Annotated in this window: 29 protein-coding genes, 1 tRNA gene and 1 pseudogene; 16 read left to right on the top strand and 15 right to left on the bottom strand. The window is 53.0% G+C overall.

Annotation, left to right across the window (positions count from 1 at the left end; all coding sequences use genetic code 11):
• The 5 genes and pseudogenes from PJL69_RS18155 to PJL69_RS18135 all read left to right on the top strand — a co-directional run.
• A pseudogene (locus PJL69_RS18155) lies at positions 1-557 on the top strand (hypothetical protein); the annotation flags it as partial.
• Between the two features lie 81 nt (positions 558-638).
• Positions 639-1,454, top strand: a complete 816-nt coding sequence (locus PJL69_RS18150) for a hypothetical protein (RefSeq protein ID WP_271310931.1) — start codon at positions 639-641, stop codon at positions 1,452-1,454.
• 220 nt (positions 1,455-1,674) lie between these two features.
• Complete coding sequence (locus PJL69_RS18145; RefSeq protein ID WP_271310930.1) at positions 1,675-1,995, top strand: plasmid mobilization protein; 321 nt, start codon at positions 1,675-1,677, stop codon at positions 1,993-1,995.
• On the top strand, positions 1,985-3,457 hold the full coding sequence (locus PJL69_RS18140; RefSeq protein WP_271310929.1) for a relaxase/mobilization nuclease domain-containing protein: 1,473 nt from the start codon (positions 1,985-1,987) through the stop codon (positions 3,455-3,457). Before PJL69_RS18145 ends, PJL69_RS18140 begins: the two co-directional genes overlap by 11 nt.
• A 296-nt stretch (positions 3,458-3,753) precedes the next feature.
• Entirely contained in the window at positions 3,754-4,101 is a 348-nt protein-coding gene (locus tag PJL69_RS18135; RefSeq protein WP_271310928.1) for a hypothetical protein, read from the top strand.
• Between the two features lie 351 nt (positions 4,102-4,452).
• Here PJL69_RS18135 and PJL69_RS18130 read toward each other — a convergent pair whose 3' ends face one another.
• Together PJL69_RS18130 and PJL69_RS18125 are read right to left on the bottom strand one after the other, a co-directional pair.
• A complete protein-coding gene (locus PJL69_RS18130; protein ID WP_271310927.1) occupies positions 4,453-6,336 on the bottom strand; it encodes a UvrD-helicase domain-containing protein in 1,884 nt (627 codons plus the stop codon).
• Positions 6,333-8,360 (bottom strand): ATP-dependent nuclease, encoded by a 2,028-nt coding sequence (locus PJL69_RS18125; RefSeq protein WP_271310926.1) that lies wholly within the window; start codon positions 8,358-8,360, stop codon positions 6,333-6,335. The genes PJL69_RS18130 and PJL69_RS18125 overlap by 4 nt, the downstream gene beginning before the upstream one ends.
• Before the next feature lie 251 nt (positions 8,361-8,611).
• On the opposite strand from PJL69_RS18125, the gene PJL69_RS18120 reads away from it, so the two are divergent.
• Entirely contained in the window at positions 8,612-9,310 is a 699-nt protein-coding gene (locus PJL69_RS18120) for an HNH endonuclease (RefSeq protein WP_271310925.1), read from the top strand.
• Between the two features lie 292 nt (positions 9,311-9,602).
• On the opposite strand, the gene PJL69_RS18115 is transcribed toward PJL69_RS18120, so the two are convergent.
• Positions 9,603-10,157 carry a hypothetical protein gene (locus PJL69_RS18115; RefSeq protein WP_271310924.1) on the bottom strand — a complete coding sequence of 185 codons (555 nt, stop codon included), beginning with the start codon at positions 10,155-10,157 and terminating at the stop codon, positions 9,603-9,605.
• An 853-nt stretch (positions 10,158-11,010) separates the two neighbouring features.
• Between PJL69_RS18115 and PJL69_RS18110 the strand changes: the two genes are divergently transcribed.
• Positions 11,011-12,183 carry a hypothetical protein gene (locus PJL69_RS18110; RefSeq protein ID WP_271310923.1) on the top strand — a complete coding sequence of 391 codons (1,173 nt, stop codon included), beginning with the start codon at positions 11,011-11,013 and terminating at the stop codon, positions 12,181-12,183.
• On the opposite strand, the gene PJL69_RS18105 is transcribed toward PJL69_RS18110, so the two are convergent.
• Positions 12,163-12,681: a hypothetical protein gene (locus tag PJL69_RS18105; RefSeq protein WP_271310922.1), complete on the bottom strand. Its 519-nt coding sequence runs from the start codon at positions 12,679-12,681 to the stop codon at positions 12,163-12,165. The two genes, PJL69_RS18110 and PJL69_RS18105, sit on opposite strands and share 21 nt — an antisense overlap.
• A 223-nt stretch (positions 12,682-12,904) precedes the next feature.
• On the opposite strand from PJL69_RS18105, the gene PJL69_RS18100 reads away from it, so the two are divergent.
• Positions 12,905-13,198, top strand: a complete 294-nt coding sequence (locus PJL69_RS18100) for a hypothetical protein (protein ID WP_271310921.1) — start codon at positions 12,905-12,907, stop codon at positions 13,196-13,198.
• Positions 13,199-13,285: 87 nt separating this feature from the next.
• Entirely contained in the window at positions 13,286-13,651 is a 366-nt protein-coding gene (locus PJL69_RS18095) for a hypothetical protein (protein WP_271310920.1), read from the top strand.
• Between the two features lie 958 nt (positions 13,652-14,609).
• Here PJL69_RS18095 and PJL69_RS18090 read toward each other — a convergent pair.
• Both PJL69_RS18090 and PJL69_RS18085 read right to left on the bottom strand, forming a co-directional pair.
• Entirely contained in the window at positions 14,610-14,843 is a 234-nt protein-coding gene (locus PJL69_RS18090) for a hypothetical protein (protein ID WP_271310919.1), read from the bottom strand.
• A gap of 2 nt (positions 14,844-14,845) precedes the next feature.
• Positions 14,846-15,262, bottom strand: coding sequence for a helix-turn-helix domain-containing protein (locus tag PJL69_RS18085; RefSeq protein WP_271310918.1), 417 nt, complete (start codon positions 15,260-15,262; stop codon positions 14,846-14,848).
• Between the two features lie 115 nt (positions 15,263-15,377).
• On the opposite strand from PJL69_RS18085, the gene PJL69_RS18080 reads away from it, so the two are divergent.
• From PJL69_RS18080 to PJL69_RS18070, 3 genes are read left to right on the top strand one after another with little or no spacing between them, the layout of a single operon-like run.
• Positions 15,378-15,626: a hypothetical protein gene (locus PJL69_RS18080; RefSeq protein WP_271310917.1), complete on the top strand. Its 249-nt coding sequence runs from the start codon at positions 15,378-15,380 to the stop codon at positions 15,624-15,626.
• Positions 15,626-15,862 (top strand): hypothetical protein, encoded by a 237-nt coding sequence (locus PJL69_RS18075; RefSeq protein WP_271310916.1) that lies wholly within the window; start codon positions 15,626-15,628, stop codon positions 15,860-15,862. Before PJL69_RS18080 ends, PJL69_RS18075 begins: the two co-directional genes overlap by 1 nt.
• The gene (locus PJL69_RS18070; RefSeq protein ID WP_271310915.1) at positions 15,862-16,986 is read left to right on the top strand and encodes a tyrosine-type recombinase/integrase; all 1,125 of its coding nucleotides are present in this window, start codon (positions 15,862-15,864) and stop codon (positions 16,984-16,986) included. Before PJL69_RS18075 ends, PJL69_RS18070 begins: the two co-directional genes overlap by 1 nt.
• 27 nt (positions 16,987-17,013) lie before the next feature.
• Here the strand turns inward: PJL69_RS18070 and PJL69_RS18065 are convergent.
• From PJL69_RS18065 to PJL69_RS18035, 7 genes are all read right to left on the bottom strand, one after another.
• Positions 17,014-17,088: transfer RNA gene (locus PJL69_RS18065), tRNA-Phe, on the bottom strand.
• A gap of 78 nt (positions 17,089-17,166) precedes the next feature.
• On the bottom strand, positions 17,167-17,349 hold the full coding sequence (locus PJL69_RS18060) for a DNA gyrase inhibitor YacG (RefSeq protein ID WP_271310914.1): 183 nt from the start codon (positions 17,347-17,349) through the stop codon (positions 17,167-17,169).
• A complete protein-coding gene (locus PJL69_RS18055) occupies positions 17,346-18,380 on the bottom strand; it encodes a ribonuclease E/G (RefSeq protein WP_271310913.1) in 1,035 nt (344 codons plus the stop codon). Before PJL69_RS18055 ends, PJL69_RS18060 begins: the two co-directional genes overlap by 4 nt.
• A 12-nt stretch (positions 18,381-18,392) precedes the next feature.
• The gene (locus PJL69_RS18050) at positions 18,393-18,968 is read right to left on the bottom strand and encodes a Maf family protein (protein WP_271310912.1); all 576 of its coding nucleotides are present in this window, start codon (positions 18,966-18,968) and stop codon (positions 18,393-18,395) included.
• 33 nt (positions 18,969-19,001) lie between these two features.
• Complete coding sequence (infA, locus tag PJL69_RS18045) at positions 19,002-19,220, bottom strand: translation initiation factor IF-1 (protein WP_007205486.1); 219 nt, start codon at positions 19,218-19,220, stop codon at positions 19,002-19,004.
• A gap of 115 nt (positions 19,221-19,335) precedes the next feature.
• Complete coding sequence (locus PJL69_RS18040) at positions 19,336-19,821, bottom strand: arsenate-mycothiol transferase ArsC (protein WP_271310911.1); 486 nt, start codon at positions 19,819-19,821, stop codon at positions 19,336-19,338.
• Positions 19,822-19,826: 5 nt separating this feature from the next.
• Complete coding sequence (locus PJL69_RS18035) at positions 19,827-20,354, bottom strand: UPF0262 family protein (protein ID WP_271310910.1); 528 nt, start codon at positions 20,352-20,354, stop codon at positions 19,827-19,829.
• A gap of 110 nt (positions 20,355-20,464) precedes the next feature.
• Here PJL69_RS18035 and PJL69_RS18030 point away from each other — a divergent pair, with 110 nt between their 5' ends.
• Positions 20,465-21,235: an SDR family oxidoreductase gene (locus PJL69_RS18030; RefSeq protein ID WP_271310909.1), complete on the top strand. Its 771-nt coding sequence runs from the start codon at positions 20,465-20,467 to the stop codon at positions 21,233-21,235.
• A gap of 56 nt (positions 21,236-21,291) precedes the next feature.
• Here PJL69_RS18030 and PJL69_RS18025 read toward each other — a convergent pair whose 3' ends face one another.
• Positions 21,292-21,909 (bottom strand): enoyl-CoA hydratase/isomerase family protein, encoded by a 618-nt coding sequence (locus PJL69_RS18025; RefSeq protein WP_271310908.1) that lies wholly within the window; start codon positions 21,907-21,909, stop codon positions 21,292-21,294.
• Positions 21,906-22,658, bottom strand: a complete 753-nt coding sequence (locus PJL69_RS18020) for an SDR family oxidoreductase (RefSeq protein WP_271310907.1) — start codon at positions 22,656-22,658, stop codon at positions 21,906-21,908. Before PJL69_RS18020 ends, PJL69_RS18025 begins: the two co-directional genes overlap by 4 nt.
• A gap of 164 nt (positions 22,659-22,822) precedes the next feature.
• On the opposite strand from PJL69_RS18020, the gene PJL69_RS18015 reads away from it, so the two are divergent.
• From PJL69_RS18015 to PJL69_RS18005, 3 genes are all read left to right on the top strand, one after another.
• Entirely contained in the window at positions 22,823-24,325 is a 1,503-nt protein-coding gene (locus tag PJL69_RS18015; protein ID WP_271310906.1) for a DUF2125 domain-containing protein, read from the top strand.
• 181 nt (positions 24,326-24,506) lie between these two features.
• The gene (locus tag PJL69_RS18010) at positions 24,507-25,370 is read left to right on the top strand and encodes a branched-chain amino acid aminotransferase (RefSeq protein ID WP_271310905.1); all 864 of its coding nucleotides are present in this window, start codon (positions 24,507-24,509) and stop codon (positions 25,368-25,370) included.
• Between the two features lie 96 nt (positions 25,371-25,466).
• The gene (locus PJL69_RS18005) at positions 25,467-25,922 is read left to right on the top strand and encodes a universal stress protein (RefSeq protein WP_209098177.1); all 456 of its coding nucleotides are present in this window, start codon (positions 25,467-25,469) and stop codon (positions 25,920-25,922) included.
• The last annotated feature ends 29 nt before the right edge of the window (positions 25,923-25,951 follow it).

Raw genomic sequence — 25,951 nt, 5'->3', positions numbered from 1 at the left:
ATATCATTGCATCAGGAAAGCGCGAGCTCAAACGCCTTGAAAAAGAGATCGAAGCGATCCTGGAGCGGATCATGTCTGCCTCCAACGACACCATCATCCACCGCTATGAAACCAAGGTTGAGACCCTCGAACGTCAGAAAGCTCTGATGATGGAAAATTTGGGCAAACAGGCTCAGTCGAAAGGTTCGATTGAAGAAAAACTAGAACCGGCCCTCACATTCCTCTCAAACCCATGGAAAATATGGGAAAATGGCACAGTCAAGGCACGTCGACTAGTGCTCAAACTGGCCTTCACCACCCCCATCAGATATTGCCCGAAACAAGGTGCTAGAACCGCCGATTTAGCGCTACCTTTCAAGGTGTTAGAGGGTAAATCGAACGGTCAGTTCTTTAATGGTGCCCGGGGGCGGAATCGAACCACCGACACGAGGATTTTCAATCCACTCCTAAAGCAAAAATTTCATTTACATAGCCGAAAAGGAAGCGTCAAACCGCACTCCCAATGCCAATTGTTTAACGACGGTTTGTCAAACCTAAATCCTGAGGTAGGGACATGAAGCCTTGCCCGTTCGCCCTCTCTGAGACGGCCGTGGGGGTGTCAAATGAGCCGCCACAGCTTTGATCCCGAGGTTGCCAAGATGGTCGGCCTGAATGCGGCTGTCATTTTCCAGAACATCGTCTTTTGGGTCGAGAAGAACCAAGCCAATCGCAACAACTTTCGCGAGGGCCGATACTGGACGTATAACTCCATTTCGGCCTTTGGCGAATTGTTCCCCTATCTGAGTGGCAAACAGATCCGCACAGCGCTTGAAAAACTCGTGGCTTCGGGTCTGATCCTGAAAGGGAACTTTAACGACGACCGCTATGATAGGACGTGCTGGTATGCCTTGGGCAATTCCATTTGCCCAGATGGGCAAATCGATCCGACCAAAAAGGAAATCGATGCATTTGCCTCTGAGGGCCACCCGTCTGCCCCCGGGGGCAAATCCTTAAGGAACAGATATAAACCATATCAAAACCCAGATCCTTCGCCCGCAAAGTCCTCAGCGGAGGATGAGGTAACAGAGAGAATTCTAGTCGCCTACCCCGAGGATCGCGTTCGCAGGAAAGCAGTTTGCATCTCTCAAATTCGCAAAACATTGGCGGAAGGTGTCGACGCCAAAGACCTCGCCAGCGCTGTCCATGCCTATGCGACTGAGACGGCTGGCTTTACTCGATCTAAGGTATGTTTCTCAGACAATTGGTTTCAGTCGGGGCGTTGGCGGCCATACGTGGAAAAGGCCCGCGCCGAAGGTGAATTGGCTAAGCAGCGAGCCGATACGGCAGTCGAAGGACTCGCCGTTTGGGTACGAGAGCAGCACGCGCTGTGCAGGACGATTTCTTCTCAGCAAGCGGCTGCGATGGTGGAGCGCGGGTTGGTGACACCAGAACAGTTGCGGGCGGTGGGGCTATGACGATGGATGATGGTTTGACGTGGCTTCGTGGCTTTAGCCAGCATACTCTTGTGGCCACGCTTCGCTTGCTGGCCCAAGAGGCTGGCGAGGGGTGGCTGCGCCTCCCCTTCGATCCCCTCAATCGGCTTTCAGCCGATGAAACAAGCCTACTCCCCATAGTTTTGGGGCACCGGGTCGCAAACCTGTTTGGAAGTGACCGGGGCACCGAAGCGGGCACGTCATGTGGGTGAAGATCCGAACCACACCCCAGCAGCGCGATGAATGGTTCGCGAAAGCCCACGCAAGGGGCGTCAGCTTTTCTGACTTCGCGCGCCAGTCCATGAATGGCGTCGTTGTTCGCAAGCGGCGTGGCCCACGTCCTGTTGATCCCGCTTTGCTGCTTCAGCTCGCGCGGCTGGGCAACAACCTCAACCAACTCGCAAGATGGGCAAACCGCGATCAGCGCTACGCGGATCGTTTGGCGATCTTATCGGAACTCGTCTCCATTGAGCGTGAACTTACAGCGTTGCGCCAACGGCATGAGGTGGCCGATGCTGATTAAGTTTTTCGGTGGTACTGGGGGAGGCAGTGGCATCGCAAACTATTTGATTGACCCTGAGCGCTCGGGACGTGAAGGCGCGGCACCAAAGGTTGTACGCGGCGATATCGCGCGAACCGTTGAGCTAATCGATGCGATTGACCGCAAGTGGAAATACACCACTGGCGTCCTCAGCTTCGCCATCGAAGATGCGCCTACTGAGCAGCAGCAAAATAACCTCATGGATGACTTCGAGCGTGTCGCATTTGCGGGGTTTGCGAACGATCGGTTCGACATCACTTGGGTGCGCCATAGCCACACGGAGGGCGGGCGCGTTGAGTTGCACTTTTTGACCCCGCGCTTGGACATCGCAACGGGAAAGGCGTTCAATGTCGCTCCTCCTGGTTGGGAACGGTCCTACGCGCCACTCAGGGATGCCTACAACTACGAACACGGCTGGGCGCGGCCCGATGACCCCGCGAGAGCCAGAACGCAGCAGCGCACCTCTGAGAGCTCGGCACGGCTGGAGAGCCGCGAAGCCATTACAGAATACCTAGAGCAGAAGATTGTTGCGGGTGAGATCTCCGAGCGGGCCGACCTAGTCGAGGCCTTGCATGCGGCAGGCTTGGAAACACCAAGGCAAGGCAAGTCTTATGTGACTGCGTTCGATCCCGCGACGGGGGATCGTTGGCGACTGAAAGGACGTATTTATGAAAGCGACTGGACCAGAGAAGAAGAGCTTGAGCGCACAGCTAAAGGCGGCATCGAAGCAAAACAAGGATCGCCTGAAGATGCTGATGCTGGACGAGCAGCAGCAGCTCGCGAACGACTTGAGGCGATCATCGAGAGACGCGCTGAATGGGTTCGAGAGAGATATCCAGAGCCAGCTCTCGGCGATTCAGACCTCCGTGATGTCCAGAAAGAAGGTGATCAATCAGGATCTGATGGAGATCCGCGAGCGGCCCAAACTGTGGATCGTGATGAGCGCTCTGATCGCGGCTCTTGCGAGCAACCTGTTTTGGACGGGGCCGAGCCTGTGGGCGATGTGGAATCTCCGAGCAGCAAGCATCGAAACCAACGCAACGGGGACGTTCTTGGTTCTGCCGAGCAACGCGGAAGCGGGTTGGAGCTGTGGCGAACGGCCTTGCGTAAAATTGGGGGACTGAATGACCGAGAATCTGACGATGATCGAGAGGGCGCTTTTGGAAGAATTCGAGAGCTTGGCAGTCGAATTCGAGGCCTTGGTAAAAACGCAATCTCAGCACTTCAGGGCCTGTTCCGATCAGATCAAAATGCTGGCAGAGCGGCAAACCAGGTTGGAGACGCATTTGAACAAAGTGAGCGAAGCCTTGGACAGACAGAACAGATTAACGACCGCCTTGATCGAGAAGGCGCTGCACTTGAGCGGCAGGTCGAAGTAGAAAAAAACCTTTTGCAGATGGAGCTCGAATTTGAACGAAAGCGCGTTCGAGAGCTGGAAAGATAATGAGAGTAAAACTAATGACTAATGCTTCAATTGTATTTCGCCAAGAGAACCTGATCAATTCGGGGAAAATCTACGTGGACACGTTCGATGGAGCTGCGGAACTCGCTGCTAAGTATCGGAATTCATGTCATATTGTGGATGTGATCAATCACCGTGATGAGGTCGCGTTGCGGTGAGAAAACGGCTTTCTGGATTGGACGCTCAGGGAGATCAAACCGACTAAGTCAAACACTGAGACCTACGCATTCGAGCGACCCGATGATCCGTTTTGGCTACCCGAAACGAGGCTTCATCTTTTGGCCCTGGCACTGCCATTTGCATTCGATATCGCGACAGATCAAGCCGACGACGCAGATTTTGAAACCCTGTCCGCACAGATCGAGCACCACGGCGGGGAGGATATATGGGGTATGATCAAAGAAGCCCGCAGCGTCTCTAACGAAGCCTTGAAAACCGCTTCCGCAGCGAGATGGGCAGAGTTGATCAATCTCTGGATGGGCGATTCCAACGCGTATTTTCTGAACAGCTATGTCGAGTACATGGCGCTGGCGATGATGTGTCCCGCGTACTATGGATCAAAGCGTGTGCCATTATTGGCCGCTGAGTTGGCTGAACTCGAAGTGAGCTGGCGAAGGCAATTCTAGAGGTTATCTCTGAAGCATGCCTCTGAACCGGAGAGCAAAGTGAGGGGCCACAACCTATTAGGTGTAGCAACCTGCAAACAGAATCGACTCGGCCTGAAATCATCGGATCGAACCCAGATTACGTGCGAACGGCAATCCGGTAGGGATCACGAACTTAGCAGGCCAGACGAATGCAGGTGCAGCAAATGCAGCTTGCGGCGTGGCGCTTGAACTAGAAAGAGCGGACTTTCCAGCCATTCGCCGCGGGTGCGAAAAACCAGACGAAGAACGACCGCCTCAGGCCCGACGGGCGGTCAGCGGACCTTCGCTGCTGGTGCGTAATACTCCATGCGCGCTAAGAGAGCTTGCCCTTTACGGGAATTTCAGGATGTGTGGGACGCCCGCTTGTTTTAACAGATCATAGAGCGGCACTAACTTTGAAGTCCCCCCGTGACCTTTCGTAAAGAACACTCTTTGTTCTGCACGAGAAACAGCGACGAAAAAGGCTAGCTTTTCCTCATCCATGTCCGCTTTATGGTAGAATGAACTATCTTTTAGCGAGAAGAAAATTATTGTGTGCGCTTCCAGCCCTTTACTCTTATGAACCGTCATTAGACGAACTTGATCGACGCCTTGATACCGATCGACAAGCTCAAGCCAAGTATCGGCACCCTCTGAGCATTCAGCGAGGAACGCTGCGATACCGTTCTTAATTTTGGCAACCCGTTCGGGGTTCTTGTATTCTTGGGCCAACCTACGCAGCTTGTCCTCTCCGAGCTCCGTCGTGATCAAATTGACCAAGGCATTCCACGAGAATGAGCCGTCGGATGAAGTGGTCATTTCATTGAACGCTTTTGTCGCCTTTCGCAATGTTTGCTCCAGCTCAAATTGCTCCACACTTCGTTCACTCATTGAGCCATGCGAAGTAGACATTAATTGAACAAGCTCAGAATATGCCCTGTGTCGACGATCACCAGTTGCAACTTGAATAAACAGAATAACTGCTTGGGCTAACGGTTCTGACGATAAGTCCTGTAACGAAATTCCACTTTGACCGATGGTTCGCGCTTCATTTCTCAGCGCCAAGCCTTTGCTTTCAAAGGCGGCTCTAAGGCCGTCATTTTCGTGATCATCCGCCTTCTGCCTGACCAAAACAATGAAATCATTGGCACTCAAACTGGTGTTTTCGATTTCACGGAAGATAAAGTCGGCAAGGCCTTCGCGTTCGTCATGATTGCTTGGAAATTGTATGATACCATCAGAAACTGCAGGGACCGTGTCAACTTTAGAACATTTGACAGTAATTGAATTCGGCTCAATCGCCTTCGCCATTGAGTTTATTATGTCCACGATTCTCCGATTGGATCTAAAATTGGATGCCAAGGCCACATCTTGAGCCCCAAAATCGGTCGAAAACTGACGAAACCTCTCACTTGTCGCTCCAGCAAAGGTCATTATCAGCTGTTTGTTGTCTCCAACTGCAGTCAAAACTGATTTCGATCCACCAAATATCTCTTTCAACAACGCATATTGCGGCAAGGTTGTGTCTTGGAATTCATCCAAGAATACATGGGCATAACTGTTTAGGAACGCACTCTTAATAGGCGAATTGTGGTGTACGATGGTATGTGCAAGGGTCTTGACCATGTCAAAAGTTAGAGTTTGAGGGGTTCTCGAGAGTTGGTTCTTCCACCAGCCAAGTGCCATCGCCTCTACAGGTGATGTTGGATCTGGTCGTTTCATTGGGAACGGAGACGGTACGCTCCCCAAGTAGGCATGACCATTCTTTACGGTGTCTTGATGAAATGTTTCTTGGCTGAAAGGTTCGTCTAAATTTGGTCTATCACCGAATTCCTTCCACATTCGCCAGTCCGGAAATATGACTTCATAGTCGCGGTCAGGCTGAACCCAGGCAGGTAGGCCTTCGCGAAAGCGGTCCAAAATTCCTTTTGCAAACGCGTCGAAGGTAAAAGAGTCGAATCGTCCCGACAGCTCTGGGCCTACTCTCTTTGCGACGCGATCCTTCAAATTCTTGGCGGCGTCTCGCTTAAAACTAATCGCCAAAATTTTCTTTGGCGCAGGACAAGTGTTGGTCTGCAATAGAAACGCGGCGCGTTGCGCAAGTAGTTCAGTTTTTCCAGCCCCGGGTCCAGCTTGAATAGCTTGAGACATCTGACTTCGAACGACATTTAGGCTGTCTTGATCGAGTTGAACGCCATCGCTTGGCGACCATTCATCTGATGTAATGAACCTCATTCTTCAGCCTCAGGATTAAGATCAATTCCGAGGCGAACGGCACAGTCTTTGAAAAGGTTTTGAAGCTCTACTGGGCAGCTGGCTTTTAACTCTGAATCAGACAACAAAGACATCGCTTCAATATGTGAAATCGGCTTGCTGCCCTTCTTAAATAAGTCTTCGTAAATAGCCAGTTCAATTGCGGTTGGTGCTGGCGTCTGAGTATAGTCAGAGAGACCCTTTCCGGCTTCACCGAAAACGCTTTTTTCGTAGTCTTGAGCTTTGAGTTCAGAGCCGTCCGCGATATTTGAAATCAATTGGTATTGTTGTGGGAACGCCTTCAGCATCATCATGTCGAGATCGAGTGGCAGCGAAAAATGCGCTCCACGTTCTTTTGCCCAAGCGTAGCGTTTGTTTACTTCTATTGCATCTAAGGCCCTCCACGCCGAGGCATCTTTGAGATTTCCTTCAGGATATTCAATTCCAACCAAGGAAAACTGATCTGTCACATATTTGAGGCGTAAGGGGCCAGCATTGTAACGTCCAAAATCGTAATCCAACAAAGTTACGTAAGGGATATTCAGATCATTGAGCAGTTTCCAAAAATGATGGACATGGCGACCGCCCAAAGGAACGAACGCAACGAAAGCTGGGTCCAGGTCTAACCTTGGATCAAATGCTTTCGCCATCCTAGGAAGAACAATTTCTTCGGAGCGACCTTCACCAAGAACAACCAGCTTTGCGAAGTACAGTTCGGGGTTCGAACGTAATGCCTCGTATATGAATTTGTACTTTTCGCTAGTCTTAGTAGGAAGGGTTATTCTTGCGGCATAAGACTTTCGTTTACGCTCGTCGTGTCGCATATAGCGAATTTTTTCTGGGTCAATTCGCCTGATTGCTCCAGCCGAATGGGACGTCAATATCCCCATTGCACTATCGCTTGCGCACAGCGTGGACATCAGTGCTATCATTCGAGACAAATAAAACGGCGATAGATGATTTTCGGGTTCTTCAAGGGCAATGATCGTGAGCCAAGGCCTTAGTTCAGGGACATCACGATAACCTTCAACTGATTTACCGATATGGCGTTCATTTAGCTGAATGATACTTGCGACAATGGAGATGTAAAGAAGTGATGCCTGTCCCTCGCTCAGGTCCTCGATCGCATATTCTGCACCCGTTTCTGATGGACTCAACTTCAGAGTTAAATCACGAAGGGCTTTGTGAATTTCTTGCGCAAGTATGCTGAGCTTGGCTTCCGAATATAATTCGCCCTTGAACAGCTTCCCCCAATTTTTTGACAATTCACGGACAACGCCATTCACGGCAGGAAGCTTGTCGAAAACCTTTTGTAACTCGGTTCTCTGGATTTCAAGCTGCTGCTTCCCGGAGGTCAGGTCTCCGAACTTCTCAAGCCACACGAGAAGCTCTTTCATCGCATTCTTAACTACCGCTGAGTTGTTTCGCGTCGCTGGTAAGTATTTCAGTTGGATCCGTCTACGTTGCGCTGCAGGCATCGGAATTTTGGCTACGTCGTCGTCACCAAATGGAACATCTTCAGTTGTAGTGATCCAATAGATCTTTTGATCAATGTCGTCTTCATCGACTCCAAATTCCCAATTGGCTTCAAGCCGAATTCTGGCTTGAAGCGGCTGCCCTGGTCCAGAGCATGACATCGCATGAAAAGTCTCAACTGAGGCATCAAGCCCAGTACCGGATGCGTCCTCGCCGGACGTAACCAATTCAGGAAAATCGAGTATAGCTTCAATATAAATTTCCCTGCTGGATACGATGGGCACAGTCTGTGCTTCGTCGCCTTGGATGACAGGACCGGGTATTTCCCCAACGCCAAAGTGGACGTCATCACGCCTCAGGTTTCGTTCAGCGGATGTACTGCCGAACAGCCTTTGGATAGCCTTCAAAACGGTCGTTTTCCCACTGCCGTTATCTCCGATGAAAGCCGTCATCTCCGGATCAAGGTCAATGACCTCTTCTTCACTCCCAAAGCAACGAAAATTCTTTAGACGCAATTCTCTAATATACATTGATAAAGTCCATAAAGTACAACTCAAGCCTGTGTAGGCCAGCCAAGCTCCGCTGAGAAGACGATACTGCGATGTTAAGTAAAATTCCGCGAGGTATTGACCGTGGCGCTGCAGCATTTTGAGTAGTGTTCAAAGGCAGCTTTGGGCCGTTCGCTAGCTGTGGATTGGTTGCACCCCTGAGTTGAAACTATGATTGGAGCGCCGTTACGATAGCAGCATGATCCGTTAGCTTTAAGGATATTACTGATAAGATGACTGAATTGACCTTTGATCGACATCAGGCCGAAGAGGCAATAGACCGTGTTAAGGCCCTAGGGCATGCCTGGTTGTACGAGAACTACCCTAAGCCCAACGGACAGATGCGCAAGTCCACGACAGGTTTCTTGATGTACGAAGGCGTAGCTTATCCAGTGAAGCCTTTGGGGCGTCTTGCTAACGAGATTGCCGGAAACCCCATGACCGACAACCCGATCACAAATGTGTTTAGAAGGTACTTTGAAGGTCTTGGCTTCCAACTAATCGAAAATGCACAAGATGAGGCTGAAATTGCTACAGAGCGGCAGCGCAGACTGGCGGATGTTTGGGAGCGTCCAGGACAAGCTACATTTCGCCGTGCCGTATTTGAGATGTTTAATGCACGTTGTCTGATTTCAGGATGCGAGACGTTGGCGGCATTGGAGGCTGCCCACATAATACCAGTATCATTTGGCGGCGGTGATGAAGCCTGGAATGGCATCCCGCTTCGAGCAGATATTCATCGACTGTTTGACGCAGGAATTATTACCATTGATGCCAAAAACTTGACGACCAGCGTAGTTGAATCTGCACGTAAGGACTTCGGCACGTACCATGGCAGTGATCTGTCGGCGTACATCTTAAAAATTGAGGGACACTCAAAATTCTTGATGGCCCTGCAAAACCGGATGAGGTTGGTACCTGAAAAGAACTAAACGGCTGCTAAACGAGGGCCGCAGCGCAGCATCTCGTACTTCGGGCAACGTCAGGTTTGGGCCGTCCTTGATCCCCTTTGGCGAGCTCAGCGGTGGCATGCTGCGCTGCCTCCGAGGTCAGCAGTGAGCCCTCTTTACCGGATGCTGCATTGTGCACCAATGTCCGCTCCTTGGGCCCCGGCCAAAAAACGTGACAAAATCAAAGGCAGTTTTGCCAGGGGTTTGTGGCACATAATTTGTCAACGAACCCGGCGTCAGCAACGCCTGTGACAAAAACGACCGTTTGTGGCGCTTACTGTCCTTCTCTTTTGCTGATCTCCTTCGAAAGAGCTTCGAGAAGTTCCATCAACTCCGCTGCCAGCTTGGAATACTGTTCGTAAATTTCTACGACTTTGCTGGGTGAAAGATGATGTGCTGGATCATGGCTTTGTAGTGTTTGGTCCAATAAGTTTATGCGTTGTTGAAGCGCATGTTCGACATCTGCAACCAACCTCGGATTTGAATAGTTGAGGAACCCTGCAACCGACCCAAAGTTTTTGTTTGCGCTGTCGGTTGCAACTTTTAGATACTTGAAATCACTCTCGATTATCTCTCTCAGTTCGTCTGGACTGCGTTCGCGCAACCGCTCAATGTGGTCTGGCGTGAGCGTCTTGTATTGCGTCGAGCGCAGCATCGCAAAGCCTCTCATAGTCGCTTTCAAGTCAGCAACCTGTCGACGAGCTATGAGCATATCGGATAGTGCGATTGCCGAACTTACATTTGCTTTAATCAAGCCAAATACGTCCAGCACAGCCGCGAAGCTCTGAATGGCTTTTTGCGATTCGGGTGGCGTGCACTCTTCTGTCATGCTTAGCCTCGAAATAAATCAGTTAGCGGTCTTTTGGTCTTCGACAAATGGTCAGAACTCGTACCTTTCTATCATCGGCGATATCGACCGTTTTCGCCTGATGGAGTTCCTTGGTTACCTCTTCACACTGGCCGATATGTCTACCAAAATCACCCAGGATCGTTATGATCCGATCATTGATCGTGAGTCATTCGCGATGACGACCTGAAAAATGTAGTATAACCACGTTTAGTATCGGAACCAGATTTGGAGGATTGAGAATGCCGACACCGACCAATCCGTTTGTTACTGCAATTGAAAATAACATTTACTCAATACGAGACACTATCGGGGAAATGACAGGGCTTGGCGACTATGTTGGTATAAAGATCATTGATGCTACCGGTGCTCTTGCTGACGACCCCCTTTCACTAGAAACATATCGTCCTGACTTATCGGATTTTGGTTTTTCAGATAGCCTTGAAGCCGATCTATGTGGGTTTGTGGCTGGGCAGTGTATTGGCGCAAGGTTAGGAGGCTTATTTAAGCTAGATCAACCCGCCGAGAGCTGCCAGAACCCATGCTCCTGTAGCATCGGTGGCCATCCGTGTTATTGCTGCCCCTGTCCGTAGTCCAAAGTCGATAGAAAGCAAAACACTGCAAATTATGCGTCCATAATTTCTGATCCAAATCACATCTGCCCTTCTCTGCAAGTTCCCGGGCCTCATGGGGTTGTGCACGGCGTTTCGGGCCAAGGCAGCAACCACTCTTTTGGCCCAAGATAGACTGTATTTGTGTTTCGGCTGCCCTTTCGGCCAGAGTACTCTACATCGTCGACCGCAGCTTCCCTTAGCTATAACCCGGAATTTTCTTTATGTTCTTTAACCCTGCAAAAACAGGCCTCATCGCCCTAGGGGCTAGTACGTTCCCTAACGAGACGGACTTAGATCGACAGGTATTCCTCAACGCCTCGGAGAGGGTCATTGATTACTTTCGAGACCCCCGCAAAGGCTTGGGGGTGGTCAACCGCAACATTTTTAACGGCTTCAACACAGATTTTGATAAGCCAGCACTCCTGTTGAAAATAGATCAGTTCATTTCGACACGGGACCTATCCGATATATTTGTCTACATATGCTCGCATGGATACGCGGACGGCGATTACTTCCGTTTCTTACTCAAAAACTCTCAGACAAGTGATGAAGATACATGTGTGAACTTCGAACGGCTCATCGAAAGGATAGAGGACGCAGCAAGCTGTCGCCTGTATTTTTTGATCGATAGTTGCGCAAGTGGCGTCGTTCATCGTCGCAGCCCAGAGTTACCACTTTCCCCTGAGGCAGCTTCATATCTAAGTAGCTCCGATACCCTCGCACTCCCTAGGTTAGGAGCCACAATCCTGACTGCAAACAATTCGACTGCCATCGGTTCAGTATATGCGCATGATGAGCTAGACGACTTTGATCTCCCAATATTTACAGGCGCACTGCTGAACTTACTCAACGACGGAAATCTTAATCGTGCAGGCTTCGGGCTAAGTTTCTCTCAGCTTTCTGAAGAGCTTTCAGACCGCATCCCAAATTTGATAGCGCAAATAAACGAGAAGAATATCAAAACAGGGTCAGAGCAACTCAGCGACGATCATGGCACACACACCCCTCAGTGTAGCGACAGGCCCGTGTTTGATAGCCAGAACGGCAACCTAATCTCTCGAATTGGTGTCTTCCCCAACAACGACCCAAATCATCTTCTGATATCTCAGATTTCTCGTAGAGTTCGCATAAGCTACAGCAGAGAAGTAGATCAATTCGAAAGGATTGAACATCTAGAAGCCGAGATAGATCCTCTAAAGGATCGAATTTCGGAGCTGGAGTCGGACACGAAAATCGCGCAAGAGAAGATACAAAGTCTTTCAAAATCTCGGAAGAACCGCCTCATTTGGTTAGCTGCCGTGACCTTCCTATTACTTATTCTGCTATACCTTGTACTCGTAGAATCTCCGCTACTAACAAGCTTCTCTCAAGGTCTAAAGCAGCTTTTCAATTAGCCCCTTATCAAGAGTTTGCTTCTTGCCATCAGGACTAATTATTTCGACATATGGCCTCTCAGAGAGCCAGTCAGAAATGATTTTTTTTACGAAATCCCTTGCTGACACTGGGAAATGTACCTCCATCGTGTCTGCAATGTTAGCCTTTGTCTTTTCAACTCTGCGAAGGTTGTAAACTAGCCCGTTGATTATCCTTACAGCACGACGCAAGCTTTCAATGTCTTCGTCAGGGTTTGGCCCTTTTGCGGCGCTAATTGCCAGTTTCCGCACTTCATCAGAGTGCAAGATACCTCTTATTTCCTTACCTTCTCGCACAAATTTTAGGCCAAGATCTTCATAGAAATCGATTAATTCTGCAACCTTTGGATCATCTGGGTCACCAAACTTTTCGATTTGCGTCAGCGTCTTGTCAGACATGCGCAATGCTGAGGCAACCGACTTTACATTCATATCTAAATAAGCGCGTGCGCTGCGCAGGCTGCTTGCAATGTCTGACATACCGAACCTCTTGCTCTGCGTTTAATATAGACAGGCCTCCGCAAGAATCAACGATTTTTTCGCTATAACGCAATGCTCGACATCGCGCGGTAAAGCGACATGTACGTCATAACGATATAATCGTCTTGACTTGATGTCGCGAATCGGAGATAAAGACGACGATTTTATCGTTATAACGATCATAGCGACAGGGTCAGAATCAACTGCCTAGGAGGGCAAGCATATGAAACGAATACTCTTTTCGTCGGTTGCAGCGGTTGGGTTGCTTGGGTCTGGCACCGCGACCTTCGCCCAAGACCAGACTGAACAGGAAGAGAAATCCTGTGCAGTCGTCTACCAAGGCGAGACCAGCCGTCTGCAGTTCTGCGACGACAATTCAATCGATTGGACGATGCCGCGCGATGCACTGCGCATCGACAAACCTCTCGAGCCAGGTCCGAACGCCTTGCCCAATGAGGTCAAAGAAAAGGTCATCGATAAGCCTGCGAAGTGGGCGGCGAAGACTTTTGGTTGGTGATCGAAGAAGAGCGGGATGGCTCACTCCGGGTGGGCCATTCCTAACCAAAGATCGGCTTCTGCCGATGGCGAAAAAAGGAGAAACGCCATGAAAAAACTGCTTATCACATCTTCCGTTTCGGCCATTCTGATGGCTGGTGCTGCAATGGCCAATGATGCTGGCCAGTTGTACACGAACCAAGCTCCAGCAACCCCGAACGTGTCCATTCCCGTCATCTCCGATAGTGGTCCGAGTGGATCCGGATCGGTTTCCGTCGGCATTACGTCGAACGGCTCTGCGCCGACTGTTTCGGGCATTGGTGTGTCTGGCACCTCTGGCAACGTGTCGGCGGGCGCAAGCATCGGCACTGGTGGCAGTGTGACTGTACAAGGCGGCTATGGTGGCGTGTCGGGAAGCGTGACGCACACGCCCATGGGTCCGAGTGTGGGTGTCGGTTTCGGCGGTTCCTTCTGAGGCAACACCTTGCAGACGCCCTGCCTTCTTCTGGGCGTCTGCACTTCAATTAGATAGGAGAAGCACAATGCGACACTTCATTCTCGTGGCTCTTCTTGCCGCAACTACTGGTACTGCAAGCGCACAGACTATGGGACCTCACACCGGCCCAATCTGTCCCGGCCCAGGCGCAATCTACGTCAAGCCCACCCCTGCTTGCGGGGCGACCACTCTGCATGGCGGCTTCTTCAAGCCGGGGCGTTTTCAACGCATCTATCAGTCCACGGGTAGCGGCTGCATTCCCCGCGAAGTGTTCCTTGGGTGCGTTTGAGCCAAAGCTCAAATTCTGAACGCATGTTTAGGCTAGATCGACAAAGTTACCGCGGTGTCATTGAGTTTGGCGTCGCGGTAACAACCGTTTGCCATGCGAGGGTTGTTCGAATGAGTTACTGCCAAAACTCATACGTTTCTGTCACTGTCGAAAACGACCGTTTTTGACGCCATCGAAGCGTTGAAGCCGACTTTGGCGCAGCTGCAGCGAAAGAGCCGTTTGTCCGCACAGCTGCCAATGAAAACTGAACTTTGCAAAGCTCGCTTTCTGCGCAAAACCGTCATTGGTTCATCACGCAGCATCCGCCAAAGTGGGCTCTCTTGTTCAATCCGCTACACTTTGTTTGAACGGTTGGTCTGGAAAGAGAGGGTTTTCTAAAAAACAGTGCATAGCCACCATGAGGCCACAACCTCTGAGGAAAATTGCATCGAAGTCAGCAACCTAAAAATGATTTTTAAACAAGTGTTCGCTCCTAAATCAACGCCAAACTCTCGATTAGCAAGAATACAGAATTTTCTACAGTGGCTAACTAAGCTCGCACCCCGACCTCGGCAATCATCCACCCCGTTGTACGAAATGAAAGCAGTTCTGTGCGGGTCAACGCTCAACATGCGAAAATTGACGCAAGCATTGCTCTGGAGCTGTGCATCATTTGAGGCGTGCCGCACGATTATTGACCCAGATGCCGAAGATCGCACACGCGGAAAATACTGAGATTGAAACGATTGAAAACCAATCCCCGAGACGGATCTCTTTCTCGTCTGTATAGAGCAAATGTTTGCCGGCCAAGAACGCGACAAACAGCAAAAATGTCACACCCAAAAGGCTAGTGCGAATTTTCCGTAGCCGTCTAACTTGGTTCAGTGCGGGTGTTTCGTCCATAACTAATTTCCTACTCTTAGTTCAATGTAGTCATCTACGTCTCTAGCGGTTGCCGGGCTACCTTCGCGTTCTCTCTGTAAGAGCCTGTCTGAAATGGCGAGCAGTGTTTCCAGGTTTAGATCGAACCCTTTTGCTCGTGCCGAACTCTGAACCTCAACCAAGAGCCTCTTGAAAACTTGGACTTCGTCGATGCTGGGCATGTCACCAGCGCCATCAATGAGCCATTCGGGTCTGATCGCGAATTTACCGCAAAATTGCATCACAAATTCAACTGACACCTCACGTGAGCCGACTTCGTAGTTTTGATAGGTTCGCCAAGAAATCCCAAGCTGCTCGCCCATCTCTCTTTGAGACATTTTCAGGCTTGCTCTTATTGTGGCTAACCTTTCCCCAATTTGCTTCTTCTTGCTAGATTCCACAATTTTGCCTTCAATGTTGACGCCACTTGGCGTATCTGTTACGTCAAATGGCGTAACTTATGCAATATAGCACGCTATTTGAGTGCAATGTGGCCGATTTTTGCAGGAGAGTCCAATGAAGATAGCCAACCTTCCGATTTCTATGAGAGATGGAAAGACACCTGAGGCCTGGTGTGGTCTGCTGCGGGATATGCACGGCATGGTCGTATCGCCGCGAGCCATTCGGTCAGCGGCGAGGAAGAGCGGGAACTTTGTTTCATTCGGCGGAAAGATTTTGCTTCTGCCGCACCATATCGACAACATTTCGGAAGTTATGGCAGGTGATGCTAATCAGACTTCAACTTCAACGACGAGGTCAGTTTGATGGCAACCACCAGCCTAAGTATTTCAGTTGTTGAAAAACGTATGATGAACATGACTGAGGCGGCACATTACTGTGGAATCGCAGTGAGGCATTTCAAAACGCTTTGCCCAGTACAGCCAGTGCCCATTCCGCCGAAATACAAGCAATATGACCGAACCGACTTGGACAAGTGGATTGACGATCTGAAAGCCGGCCTAGAAACAGCATCTCAAAGCGCAATTTTGGACCGCTTGTAATGACCTTAGTTCGCGTTAAGGGGTTTAAGATTTTCGCCGACAGGCATGGGCGAATGCGGTGTTATCATCGCAGCACAAATCAAAAGATCGACCTACAAAAGTCTCCGCTTGGCTCTGCTGAATTTTTTGCAGATTGCGCCAAGATTTCGGCAGCTGCTTTGGCCTTGAAACAAATTCAACCGAAGCCAGGTACGCTTGGCGGCCTGATCGCAGTTTATTTCGCTGAAGAGCATTTCCTAGAACGCTCCAAAGCTACCAAACGCGAATACCGAATGTGCGCCGCAATCTTAGAGCCAATCAAGGATACACCCGTGTCATCTATTGATACGCCACTTCTCGCTGCCATCCATGACAAGCTCGCAAAGAAACACAGTTGGGACAAGGCAAATCGCGTCCGTAACTTTCTCATTCAAGTCTTCAAATTTTGCATTCCAAAAGGTTTGATTTCCAAAAACTATGCAGAGGATGTCATCAAGAAACCGCGCCCCAAAAACACCCCGGAAGCATACAGAACGTGGACTTTCGAAGAAGTTCAAACAGTTCTTGAGGCCGCATCCCCTCAGTTGCGGGCAGCGCTGGCTATGATTTTTTGCACCGGTCAAGATCCAAGCGACGCGCTCGAGTTTCGCAAAGATCAGGTAGATGACGCTATCATATGGAAAGGCCGAAACAAGACCAATGTCGGTGCTGCAATCCCGATCAGCAGTATTCTTGAGATCGAGCTAGCAATGGCACCGGCACACGATGCGGAAACGCTGCTCGCGAGCTCAAAAGGCACGCCTTGGACCTACGATGGTTTCGCAAGCACATGGCAGCGCCTTCGGAGAAAGCTTGAAGGGGGTGACAAGGTCGCCCCGGGACTAACCCCAAAAGGACTGCGCCACACCATGGCGACCTGGCTGCGAGAGGCAGGGCAAGACGAGCGTGAGATTTCTGATTTGCTCGCGCAGGGCTCGAAGGTCATGGGGCTGCACTACTCCAAGAACGCAGCCTTGGCTCGAAAGAACCGAAAGACAATGCAAGTCTGGGAAGGAGAATATGAGCGTCGCGCAGCGAAAGCAAAATTGTCAAACCCACAGAGAAAACCGTCAAACCCTGACAAGGAGATCAAGTCACATGAGTGAAAACCATTTATTTTTCAGAGAGTTAAATGGTGCCCGGGGGCGGAATCGAACCACCGACACGAGGATTTTCAATCCACTGCTCTACCCCTGAGCTACCCGGGCATGGGAAGGCTGTTCGCCTTGGGTGTGGGCCTTCTATGTCAGCAACGCGGGGCTGTCCAGAGGGAAATGAGAAAAAAATCAATGTAATTTAGAAGATCGTTTTTCCAACGCCTCTATAGCTTCGACAACCTCCTCATGGTCCTGAGAAGGCACGGCATATTCGCCAGAAAACCACTTGCTTAGGTCGACATCTGCGCAACGTTTGGAGCAAAATGGGCGATACTCAGCTACCGCCTTTTTCTTGCAGATCGGGCAGCTCATTTTAGCAGCTCTGAAAGCGGTGCACGGGCGTTTTTTCGCTGCAACTCGTAGTGTCCAAGCGGAGTCCAACCAACCAGCGTGGTCTCAATCACGTCACGTTTAAAGGCCGCGCGCAGAGCACTCTCAAAACCGCGGCGATCTTTCTTCGGCATAGGGGCCAAATCCAGCACAATCTGCCCACCAAGTCCGCGCACACGCAACGCCCGCGGCAGTGCTTTGGCAACGGCAAAGTTGGCCTTTGTCCCTGCAGCAGGTGAAGTGTCGCGGCCGGTGTTCACATCTACCGCCACCAAAGCACGAGTCGGCTCCACATACATGTAAGCACCGCCTCCCAGCGCGACCTCAGCACCTTCTGCCATCTCCAACGCATCCAGTACGCCATGGCTACCAAAGCTGCCCTCTTCGGTCACAACTTCTGCTTGCTCCGACCAGTCACGCCAAGCCGCGACATGCGGCCCGTCGCCTTGACTCAGTAGTGCCGCAGCGCCTTCTTGATCCGCTACAACCGCCTCACAGAGATCCAGCATTGTGCGGATATCCTCGGCAATTTCGTCTTCTGCAGCGCCTTCACAAGCAGAACGAAGAATCAGGCCAATTCGCGCCTCTTCCGGCAGACCGCCAGCTTCAGCATGGGCAATCGCCAACAGCGCATCACGCGCGTCATCATCACGGATCGACCGACTCACATTCACACCGGGCGCACCAGGGGTGACAATCACGTAGCGGCTCTTGAACAGGATTTTCTGGGTGACCGGAATGGCTTTGCCGGGCTCCGCCATCCCTGTGACCTGCACCAGCAAGGTGTCACCCGGCGCAAGCCCCTTTACCTGCCGCAAAAACGCTGTCCCATCGGGCGTTTTCAAAAACATCCCGCCCTGCCCTTTTACAGGACGGTCGGCAATGGCGCGGTAAATTGTACCGATCCGCGGTGCATCTGCGTCAATCAGCACATCGTCCAGCATGCCATCCACCATAAGGGCAGCGGCCTCGCGCCCATTGATGTGGTCGAGAATAATCTGACGCCCCTTCATGTGCGCATCCTTTTATGTGTTTTGATAAAGCGGGTATCCCGCGGCCTGCAAAAGCCCGACGGTTTCTGATACGGGCAAACCCACAATGCCGGTAAAAGACCCGGAAATCCACGGAATGAACGCAGCGGCCGAGCCCTGAATCGCATAGCCCCCTGCTTTGCCGTCCCAATCGCCGGTGGCAAGATAGGCATTGAGCTCTTCATTGGACAGTCGCTTCATTTTGACAGCGCTTTCCACCTCGCGTGTCCAGAACTGCGCCCCACGGCGCACCGCAACCGCGGTGATCACCCGATGGCGACGCCCAGAGAGCGCCATAAGAAACTCCGCCGCCTCACCTGCATCGGCAGGTTTGCCCATAATACGCCGCCCCAACGCCACGGTAGTGTCAGCGCACAGCACAATATCCTCAGGTGCCGCCTGCACCGCCGCGGCCTTTTGCGCGGCAATCCGCGCGCAATAAGGGCGCGGGAGTTCATTTTTATGGGGGGTCTCGTCGATATCGGGGGGGCAAATATCATCCGCCACGACCCCAATTTGTGCCAGCAATTCGCGGCGGCGCGGACTGCCAGAGCCCAAGATCAATTTCATCCAGGACCTCGTTTTGACTGTCCGCGCAAAGGCTTACTTGAAGCGATAGTTGATCCGACCCTTGGTCAGATCATAAGGTGTCATCTCGACTTGAACTTTGTCGCCAGCCAGAACGCGGATGCGGTTCTTGCGCATCTTGCCTGCCGTATGTGCGATGATCTCATGGCCGTTTTCCAGCTCGACCCGAAACGTCGCATTGGGCAGGAGTTCCTTCACGACACCGGGAAATTCGAGCAGTTCTTCCTTGGCCATGGTTTCTCCTTCACATTACACCCGCCTGGTGCGGGCTGCCCCTAAATGATCCCAAATGTGCTGGTTTTCAAGGGCAAACTCAGGCGAATTGCGCAAAAGTGACGCTGAATGGCCCCTAGGTGGCGGCCAAGGGCGACGCCCCCCACCGCTTTTGCAGATAGGCCACGATCTCATCGCGCGCGATGCGGTAGGCCGCAAGCTTGGCGTCACGCCCGTCTCCGGCGGCGGCACCAGTCGGATCAGTCACCGGCCAGAACTCAAGCTCTAGATGATCAAACCGCGTCAACTTCTCCGCCTCAGTGCGACTCGCAGGTGTCAGTGCCACCACCATGTCAAAGCTTGACAGATCATCGCCCAGCTTCTCCATTTCTTCAAAGCTGCGGGTTCTGTGGCGGGCAAGCTCCACACCGATCTCATCACACACAGCAATGGCGAAGCCATCGATATCAAGATCGCTGCGAATGCCTGCGGATTGCACGTAAACATCCAGGCCGTAGAACTTTTTCATAATGCCTTCAGCCATCGGAGAGCGCACTGCATTCTGGTCACAACAGAACAGCACAGACTGCGGCAACGGGCATTTATCGTCTGACGTGGCCATCGGTGTCAGCCCCCGAAATGCAGCACGCAGATCAAGGTGAACAGCCGGCGCGCAGTATCGGTATCCACCTCAGCCTTGCCCTCCAGACGCTCCTGCAAAACACGCGCGCCCTCATTGTGAATACCGCGCCGCGCCATATCTATTGTCTCGATCTGGCTCGGCGGCAGATTTTTGACCGCATCAAAGTAGCTCTCGCAGATCGCCCAATAATCTTTCACCACCTGTCGAAACGGGCTCAGGCTCAGGTGAAACTCCGCCGCCTTGTCACCTGCCTCTGTGGCCACATCAAACACCAACCGCTTATCGCGAATGGCCAGATCAACCGAAAACGGCCCATCCGGCACAGCCCGATCATCCCGTTTGGGCAAATCAAAACTGTTGTCCTCAAGAAGATCGAAAATCGCGACCTTGCGCTCCTGATCGATCTCCGGCGTGGGCGGCGGCAGGTTGCGGTCGTCAATCTGAATGTGGCTGATCCGGGACATATCTGCCTCTTCTCGCTTTTTGCAATGCAGCATCAGTAGCCTAGCCATGCCCGCCTTGTCTATGCGCCTGAGCGCCCCGTGCCGCAGCGGCGCAACTTGACAGCGCACATGCCTCTGGGCGGTGGCTCAGCCAATCGGCGCCGCAAAAGGATTAGACAATGCCCCCTGCTCTGCCCTGTTTTGATCTGTCTGGCCAAAACGCGCTCATCACCGGCAGCACGGAGGGCTTGGGGCACGCCGCAGCCGCACTGCTCGCCGAAGCCGGCGCCCATGTCTGGATCAATGGCCGCGCGCAGGATCGTTGCCAGAACACCGCTGATGACTTTACAAATCGCGGGCTGAAAGCCAGCCCGCTCACCTTTGACGTGGCGGATGAAACCGCCACAGATGCGGCCTTTGCCACGCTGCAAGCGGCTGGCGGCCTGTCCATTCTCATCAACAATGTCGGCATGCGGGATCGCCGCGCCTTACAGGATTTCACCCACGCCGATTTGGTCCGCTTGTTTGGCGTTGATCTCGTCGCGCCCTTTCGTCTGGCGCAACGCGCCGCGGCACAGATGCAAACAAACGGCTACGGGCAGATCGTCAACGTCTCCTCGATTGCGGGGTTGATCGCGCAATCCGGGGATGCGGCCTACACCTCCGCCAAAGCGGGGCTCAACGGCATGACAAAGGCGCTCGCCGCTGAGCTGGGACACGCCAACATCAATGTAAACGCCATCGCGCCGGGGTTCTTCAAAACAGCCCCCAACGCCGCTGCCGCGCAGGACCCCGACATCGCCGCCAGACTTGAAAGCGCAACCTCTTTGGGCCGCTGGGGGGATCCGGCAGAACTGGCCCCCGCCATTCTCTTTCTCGCATCCCCAACTGCAAGCTATGTCACAGGACAGATACTGGCGGTCGACGGCGGCTATACCAGCCACTACTGACGCGCTGCGCCACAAGCCCTGACACCGACACTGGCACAGGCGCGTGGCGAAACAGTTTAGGCAGACAAACACATAGCCTTGATACCCGCCGCAACTTCAGGATCCGCAGCGAGCGTGTCCGCCGCCAGAACACGCGCCGCTGCCAGCACATCACCATCTTCCACCAGTTGATCCACCAACCCAAAGTGATAGGCTTCCTGCGCAGAAAGCTTCGCACCCCCCATCAGGATCAGCTTGGCGCGCGCAGGGCCGACCAGCGCCGCAAGCCGTGCCGGATCGGAAGGCTGCGGTAGAAACCCCAACTTCATAACAGGATAAAAGAACTTGGCTGTTGGCACGGCAACACGCAGGTCACAGGCAAGCGCCATGCCATTGGCCCCGCCTGCCAACGTGCCATTCAACGCAGCAATGGTAAGCCCCGGCAAAGCAGCAATCGCATGTGACAGACGCTCCCAGACCGCGCTTGTGGCAAGCCCCGCACGCGCCTCATCAAGGTCAGCGCCCGCCGAAAAGACCCGCCCAGCCCCTGTTAGGATAAGTGCGCGCGCACCCTGCGCCGCCTCGGCAATGCCGGCCAGTTCGTCCAGCATTGCTTCGGTGAGTGAATTGGCCTTGTCCGGGCGATTGATCGTCGCGATCCAAAGCCCGGTGTCTTCTTTGACCAAAGAAATCATATCAGCCCAACTTTGCGACGAATATCTTCCGCACGCAGGGAGATTTCATCTCCCAGCCATTCATCCGCTTCGCTTCCGCACATCCACATCAAACAGCGGGCAGGCCATTCAGGGGGTATGTGATCGGACCACTCCAGTTTGCTGACCGGGTTGATGCCGCTCGCTTTAATCTCCCGCTGCATCTGCGTGGCAACAGTGCCCGGGCTCAGACCAATCGCACGAATACCCTTGTCGCGGGCTTCTTTGTCCACACAGCGCGTCAGCATGTGCACGGCCGCCTTGGACGCACAATAATGGCTCCAGGCCTCGACCGGACCATGGGCTGCCCCCGAAGAAATCGTCAGGATGGAGCCGCCGCCAGCCGCTTCCATAATCGGCAGCGCCGCACGCACCCCATGATAAACGCCTTTGAGATTGATATCGATGACATGACCCCATTCCGCTGGGTCAGAGCTGACGAGATGCGCAATCGGCTCCACAACCCCAGCATTGTTTATCAACACGTCGAGCCCACCAAACGTGTCGACTGCACTTTGCAATGCCCCTTCGACCTGAGCATAATCCGCCACGTCACACTTTATGGCACGCGCACGCTCACCGATTTCGCCAGCAATGGCCTCTATGTCCGATGCGCTCCGCGCCAGAAGCACGACATTTGCCCCCGCCTCGGCGAAAAGCCGCGCAGCAGACTCCCCAATCCCACGACTCGCCCCGGTGATAGCCACGGTTTTTCCAGTAAAATCATTCATATAACACCCCCTATCGTGTTGCTTTAGCCATGGCGTAATGCGCGCGCATGGATCCGTCCAGCCTATTAGCGCTCCAGAAAATGGTTTTGGTGTCGCTTCGCTCTTGACCCTCCTCAAGCTTCATCAGAGTTTAGGCCAAATGCTTTTATAAGGTAGACTAAGTCATGCATATTTCAGCCTCCGGGGTCTTTTCAACCACTGCCGTGGCAACGATCTTTATCGCACAGTCCGCACTGGCAGACGTAACAGCACGTGACGTTTGGACCCACTGGCAGGACTATATGGCCACCTCTGGCTACAAAGTTGAAGCCACCGAAGCCAAGAACGGCAACACCCTGTCGATCTCAGACATCAATGTGGTGATGTCATTCCCCGAAGAAGAAGCCGACTTGGCCGTCGACTTTGGTGCAATGGATCTGGTGGAAAATGGCGACGGCACCGTGTCTGTTGTTCTGCCAGACAACAAACAGATCGCGATTTCTTCAAATGAAGGCGACGAAGCGTTTGCCGTCACGCTCACCCTCAATGGCGACCTGAACACCATCGTCTCTGGTGACCCAAAGGCGATGACCTACACCTATGGCGCAACAGAGGCGACCATTGCCGTCACTGAGCTTCTGGTCGAAAACGAAGCGGTCGAAGGCGTCGACATGGGCTTGGTGCTGTCAGGCTTCAGCGGCATGTCCGAAATCATTCTTGGCGAGGACACAACCAACCGCGGCACCACCGAGATCGAAACGCTGACCTTCAATCTGACCGGCCGCGCGCCAGAAGATGAGGAATCTGTTGACGCCAAAGTGACGCTGAGCGGCATGAAAGCAGACGCGGAAAGCATTTTGCCGGATGTGCCATTTGGCAGTGATCCCGCCGCGTTGTTCACCGACGCCTTCAGCATTGCCGGCGGCTACACCTATGACGGCATGACAGCAGACGTCAGCTACAATGACGGCCGCGCGCCAGGTCAGTTCTCCCTCAAGAGTGGCGCAGGCGCCTTCACGCTGGATATTAGCAGCGCGCTGATTTCTTATGAAGGCAATGCCACCGACACACATTTCGCCGGCGCGGGTGGCGAACTGCCCATTCCGGTCGATGTGACTTTCGGTGAATTCGCCTATGGCTTTAACGTCCCCCTGTCTGCCTCCGAAGAAGAGCAAGACTTCGGCCTGAAACTGGCCCTCAAGGATCTTGCGATCTCTGAATTGCTGTGGAGCCTGTTTGACCCAACACAGGCCCTGCCACGCGATCCGGCCACCCTGATTGTGGACATCGCTGGCAAAGGCACGATCCAGACCGACCTGTTCACACTGGACGAGACCACCACCGAAGTGCCGGGCGAGCTGAACAGCCTGACCCTGAATGAACTCCGCTTGAACGTTGCTGGCGCGAGCGTCGAAGGTGCTGGTGACTTTGCCTTTGACAACAGCGATCTGGAAAGCTTCGACGGGCTGCCACGCCCCGAAGGGGCCGTAAACCTGACCATCAAAGGTGTGAACGGCCTGATGGACACGCTGGTCAGCATGGGCCTGCTGCCCGAAGATCAAGCGCTTGCCGCACGCTTCATGATGGGCACTTTCACCAAACCGGGCGATGGTGAAGACACATTGACCTCCAAAATTGAAGTCAACGACAAAGGCCATGTTTTGGCCAACGGCCAGCGCTTGAAATAAGCGCCACGCTGCACAATACCCAACACTCAGCCCCGCCGGATCTGGCGGGGCATTTCTATTACCGCCCCAGCTCACCGCCGACACCTCCGCGAGTAAAAAGGTCAGCTTTTTTGCCATTGTTGGTATGGACCTTAGAGCAAGTGCGCCCTAGGGTCCACGCAACACTGAAAGGGGTTTGACCATGGCAACCGGCAAAAATATCCGCACCTTTTTTAACGGCAGTTGGCACGACGGCGATGCGCCTATCATGCGCGCGGCCGACCATGGGGCCTGGCTGGGCACAACCGTGTTTGATGGCGCGCGTCTGGCAAACGGCCTTACACCGGATCTCGAAAAACACTGCGCCCGTACCAACCGCTCTGCGGAGGCGCTGCTACTGACCCCAACCGTCAGCACCGAAGACATGGTTGAAATCGCGCAAGAAGGGCTGAAAGCCTATTCGGCCGATGCGGCGGTCTATGTGCGCCCGATGTATTGGGGGGTTGATGGGGATGCTACAGCTATCGTTCCCAGCGCAGACACAACTGGTTTTGCGCTGTGTCTCGAAGAGATCCCCATGGCGCCACCAGAGGCAGCCGCAACCCTGACCAAAACCCGCTTCCGCCGCCCGGTGCTTGAAAGCGCGGTGGTCAACGCAAAAGCGGGCTGTCTCTACCCAAACAACGCCCGCATGCTGCGCGAGGCGCGCAGCAAGGGTTTCTCAAACACGTTGACCTGTGACGCGATGGGCAATGTCGCAGAAACCGCCACCGCCAATATCTTCATGGTGCGCGACGGCGAAGTCTTCACGCCGGTGCCAAACGGCACCTTCCTGGCGGGTATCACCCGCGCGCGCCACATCGAAAACCTGCGCGCGGATGGTGTGACCGTGCATGAAACCGTGCTCGGCTATCAGGATTTTGAGGAGGCAGATGAAGTCTTCATGTCCGGCAATATGAACAAAGTCACCCCAGTCAGCGCCTTTGATGACCGCCAGTATCAGATCGGCCCCATCACCCGCCGCGTGCGCGAGCTGTATTGGGATTGGGCTGCCTCTGCGGCCTGACCCGCGCACACAGCAGTCGCGGCAAATGCGGTCGATCCAAACAGATATTGCACCGTCCCTGGCGAAACGGCATGATCTCCGAAAGGGAGAAAAGTGATGCGCAAATTCCTCGTCGTTCTGGATGACAGTCGGGAATGCCTTAATGCGATGCGGTTCGCAGCCATGCGTGCCGCAAGCACAGGTGGCGGCGTCAAAATCCTCTCCGTGATTCCTCCAGAAGAATTCAACCACTGGATCGGCGTAAGCGATCTGATGCGCGAAGAGGCCCGCGAACGCATTGAAGTGCACTATGAAGTGTTCGCCAAATGGATGCGTGACCGCCAGAACGTCGATCCTGAGCTGAAGATCCGCGAAGGCGAAGCGGTGACAGAGATCCTCTCTGAAATCCGCGAAGATTCTGAAATCGGCGTTTTGGTGCTGGGCGCGGGCAACGACCGCAAAGGTCCGGGTCCGCTGGTGTCGCAGATGTCGCGCAACTCCGGCAGCCTGCCGATTCCGATCACCGTGGTGCCTGGCGACCTGACCAAAGAGCAGCTTGAAGCGATTACGTAAAATCCGCGCGCGCTCGTTTCGGCAACACG

The organism is Shimia sp. MMG029 (assembly GCF_027947445.1).
Lineage (GTDB): Bacteria > Pseudomonadota > Alphaproteobacteria > Rhodobacterales > Rhodobacteraceae > Shimia.
Note: the sequence above shows the minus strand (reverse complement) of the source record. Positions and strands in the feature narration are given on the sequence as shown.